The organism is Pseudomonas sp. BR20 (assembly GCF_050780135.1).
Taxonomy (GTDB): Bacteria; Pseudomonadota; Gammaproteobacteria; order Pseudomonadales; family Pseudomonadaceae; genus Aquipseudomonas.
Genome location: NZ_CP172013.1, coordinates 1 through 4,041, shown reverse-complemented (window position 1 = coordinate 4,041; position 4,041 = coordinate 1). Strand labels below are relative to the sequence as shown.

The 4,041-nt window shown below is 54.3% G+C and carries 4 protein-coding genes and 1 pseudogene; 2 read left to right on the top strand and 3 right to left on the bottom strand.

The window, feature by feature from the left end; all coding sequences use genetic code 11:
• Positions 1–756 precede the first annotated feature (756 nt).
• Positions 757–1,104 (bottom strand): hypothetical protein, encoded by a 348-nt coding sequence (locus ACHPFG_RS30760; RefSeq protein WP_431703549.1) that lies wholly within the window; start codon positions 1,102–1,104, stop codon positions 757–759.
• Between ACHPFG_RS30760 and ACHPFG_RS30755 the strand changes: the two genes are divergently transcribed.
• Entirely contained in the window at positions 1,096–1,608 is a 513-nt protein-coding gene (locus ACHPFG_RS30755) for a hypothetical protein (RefSeq protein ID WP_431703548.1), read from the top strand. The genes ACHPFG_RS30760 and ACHPFG_RS30755 overlap by 9 nt on opposite strands.
• Positions 1,609–1,893: 285 nt before the next feature.
• Here the strand turns inward: ACHPFG_RS30755 and ACHPFG_RS30750 are convergent, their stop codons facing one another.
• A complete protein-coding gene (locus tag ACHPFG_RS30750; protein ID WP_000018329.1) occupies positions 1,894–2,709 on the bottom strand; it encodes an aminoglycoside O-phosphotransferase APH(3')-Ia in 816 nt (271 codons plus the stop codon).
• A gap of 131 nt (positions 2,710–2,840) precedes the next feature.
• Here ACHPFG_RS30750 and ACHPFG_RS30745 point away from each other — a divergent pair.
• Positions 2,841–2,906, top strand: a pseudogene (locus tag ACHPFG_RS30745) (hypothetical protein); the annotation flags it as partial.
• A gap of 39 nt (positions 2,907–2,945) precedes the next feature.
• Here ACHPFG_RS30745 and ACHPFG_RS30740 read toward each other — a convergent pair.
• Positions 2,946–3,623, bottom strand: coding sequence for a hypothetical protein (locus ACHPFG_RS30740; protein ID WP_431703550.1), 678 nt, complete (start codon positions 3,621–3,623; stop codon positions 2,946–2,948).
• Positions 3,624–4,041 lie beyond the last annotated feature (418 nt).

Sequence of the window (4,041 nt, the reverse complement as noted above, 5' to 3'; positions counted from 1 at the left end):
ACTGGGCCTTTCGTTTTATCTGTTGTTTGTCGGTGAACGCTCTCCTGAGTAGGACAAATCCGCCGCCCTAGACAGCTGGGCGCGCCCCCCCTACGGGCTTGCTCTCCGGGCTTCGCCCTGCGCGGTCGCTGCGCTCCCTTGCCAGCCCGTGGATATGTGGACGATGGCCGCGAGCGGCCACCGGCTGGCTCGCTTCGCTCGGCCCGTGGACAACCCTGCTGGACAAGCTGATGGACAGGCTGCGCCTGCCCACGAGCTTGACCACAGGGATTGCCCACCGGCTACCCAGCCTTCGACCACATACCCACCGGCTCCAACTGCGCGGCCTGCGGCCTTGCCCCATCAATTTTTTTAATTTTCTCTGGGGAAAAGCCTCCGGCCTGCGGCCTGCGCGCTTCGCTTGCCGGTTGGACACCAAGTGGAAGGCGGGTCAAGGCTCGCGCAGCGACCGCGCAGCGGCTTGGCCTTGACGCGCCTGGAACGACCCAAGCCTATGCGAGTGGGGGCAGTCGAAGGGCGAAGCCCGCCCGCCTGCCCCCCGAGCCTCACGGCGGCGAGTGCGGGGGTTCCAAGGGGGCAGCGCCACCTTGGGCAAGGCCGAAGGCCGCGCAGTCGATCAACAAGCCCCGGAGGGGCCACTTTTTGCCGGAGGGGGAGCCGCGCCGAAGGCGTGGGGGAACCCCGCAGGGGTGCCCTTCTTTGGGCACCAAAGAACTAGATATAGGGCGAAATGCGAAAGACTTAAAAATCAACAACTTAAAAAAGGGGGGTACGCAACAGCTCATTGCGGCACCCCCCGCAATAGCTCATTGCGTAGGTTAAAGAAAATCTGTAATTGACTGCCACTTTTACGCAACGCATAATTGTTGTCGCGCTGCCGAAAAGTTGCAGCTGATTGCGCATGGTGCCGCAACCGTGCGGCACCCCTACCGCATGGAGATAAGCATGGCCACGCAGTCCAGAGAAATCGGCATTCAAGCCAAGAACAAGCCCGGTCACTGGGTGCAAACGGAACGCAAAGCGCATGAGGCGTGGGCCGGGCTTATTGCGAGGAAACCCACGGCGGCAATGCTGCTGCATCACCTCGTGGCGCAGATGGGCCACCAGAACGCCGTGGTGGTCAGCCAGAAGACACTTTCCAAGCTCATCGGACGTTCTTTGCGGACGGTCCAATACGCAGTCAAGGACTTGGTGGCCGAGCGCTGGATCTCCGTCGTGAAGCTCAACGGCCCCGGCACCGTGTCGGCCTACGTGGTCAATGACCGCGTGGCGTGGGGCCAGCCCCGCGACCAGTTGCGCCTGTCGGTGTTCAGTGCCGCCGTGGTGGTTGATCACGACGACCAGGACGAATCGCTGTTGGGGCATGGCGACCTGCGCCGCATCCCGACCCTGTATCCGGGCGAGCAGCAACTACCGACCGGCCCCGGCGAGGAGCCGCCCAGCCAGCCCGGCATTCCGGGCATGGAACCAGACCTGCCAGCCTTGACCGAAACGGAGGAATGGGAACGGCGCGGGCAGCAGCGCCTGCCGATGCCCGATGAGCCGTGTTTTCTGGACGATGGCGAGCCGTTGGAGCCGCCGACACGGGTAACGCTGCCGCGCCGGTAGGGCCGGCCTACGGCCAGCCTCGCAGAGCAGGATTCCCGTTGAGCACCGCCAGGTGCGAATAAGGGACAGTGAAGAAGGAACACCCGCTCGCGGGTGGGCCTACTTCACCTATCCTGCCCGGCTGACGCCGTTGGATACACCAAGGAAAGTCTACACGAACCCTTTGGCAAAATCCTGTATATCGTGCGAAAAAGGATGGATATACCGAAAAAATCGCTATAATGACCCCGAAGCAGGGTTATGCAGCGGAAAAGGACAACGCGCGGACCGCGGTCCAATTAATTATTAGAAAAATTCATCCAGCATCAGATGAAATTGCAGTTTGTTCATATCCGGATTATCAATGCCATATTTCTGAAACAGACGTTTTTGCAGGCTCGGGCTAAATTCGCCCAGGCAGTTCCACAGAATGGCCAGATCCTGATAACGATCCGCAATGCCCACACGGCCCACATCAATGCAGCCAATCAGTTTGCCTTCATCGAAAATCAGGTTATCCAGGCTAAAATCGCCGTGGGTCACCACGCTATCCGGGCTAAACGGCAGCAGTTTATGCATTTCTTTCCACACCTGTTCCACCGGCCAGCCGTTACGTTCATCATCAAAATCGCTCGCATCCACCAGGCCGTTGTTCATACGGCTCTGCGCCTGGGCCAGACGAAACACACGATCGCTGTTAAACGGGCAGTTGCACACCGGAATGCTATGCAGACGACGCAGAAACACGGCCAGCGCATCCACAATGTTTTCGCCGCTATCCGGATATTCTTCCAGCACCTGAAACGCGGTTTTGCCCGGAATCGCGGTGGTCAGCAGCCACGCATCATCCGGGGTGCGAATAAAATGTTTAATGGTCGGCAGCGGCATAAATTCGGTCAGCCAGTTCAGACGCACCATTTCATCGGTCACATCGTTCGCCACGCTGCCTTTGCCATGTTTCAGAAACAGTTCCGGCGCATCCGGTTTGCCATACAGACGATAAATGGTCGCGCCGCTCTGACCCACGTTATCACGCGCCCATTTATAGCCATACAGATCCGCATCCATGTTGCTGTTCAGACGCGGACGGCTACAGCTCGTTTCACGCTGAATATGGCTCATAACACCCCTTGTATTACTGTTTATGTAAGCAGACAGTTTTATTGTTCATGATGATATATTTTTATCTTGTGCAATGTAACATCAGAGATTTTGAGACACAAATTTAAATCGTAATTATTGGGGACCCCTGGATTCTCACCAATAAAAAACGCCCGGCGGCAACCGAGCGTTCTGAACAAATCCAGATGGAGTTCTGAGGTCATTACTGGATCTATCAACAGGAGTCCAAGACTAGTTTACTGGAACAAGTGATGGCGAGCTTCTGCACGTTCATACTGCTCTACAACGGTGTAATCCTCATTATGCGAGGTAATGTCCAGTTTGCTGTCCACGTAGTAGTAGCCTGGCAGTTTAACCGGTTTCTTCGCCATATAGATGGATTTGAACTCGACAAGATAGTGACCACCGCCTTTGAGTTTCAGCGCTTTATGAATTTCCCCTTTCAGGACGCCATCACGAGGATACAACCGTTCAGTACTGGGTTCCCACCCTAACGTTTTCTTCTGCATTACCGGACCATCACTCGGAAAGTTGACACCGATGAATTTCACATGGTAGATGAACGTGCCGTCTTGCAGCGAAGAATCTTGAGTCACGGTAACTACGCCTCCATCTTCAAAGTTCATGACGCGTTCCCATTTGAAGCCTTCCGGAAAGCTCAGCTTCTTGTAGTCAGGAATATCCGCTGGATGTTTCACATAAACTTTGGAACCATACTGAAACTGGGGTGACAGAATATCCCAGGCAAACGGTAATGGACCACCTTTGGTCACTTGCAGTTTGGCCGTCTGTGTCCCTTCATACGGTTTTCCCTCGCCTTCGCCCTCAATCTCAAATTCGTGACCATTCACAGAGCCTTCCATGTGAACCTTAAAGCGCATGAACGGTTTGATCACGTTTTCGGTGCTATCCATATGTTTTTCCTCCTAAGCTTGCATGCCTGCAGGTCGACTCTAGATGTGTGAAATTGTTATCCGCTCACAATTGAATCTAAGTATCATTGTTATCCGCTCACAAGTCAACACTCTTTTTGATAAATTTTCTCGAGGTGAAGACGAAAGGGCCTCGTGATACGCCTATTTTTATAGGTTAATGTCATGATAATAATGGTTTCTTAGACGTCAGGTGGCACTTTTCGGGGAAATGTGCGCGGAACCCCTATTTGTTTATTTTTCTAAATACATTCAAATATGTATCCGCTCATGAGACAATAACCCTGATAAATGGTACCGAGCTCGAATTCGCGCGGCCGCGGCCTAGGCGGCCTCCTGTGTGAAATTGTTATCCGCTTTAATTAAAGGCATCAAATAAAACGAAAGGCTCAGTCGAAAG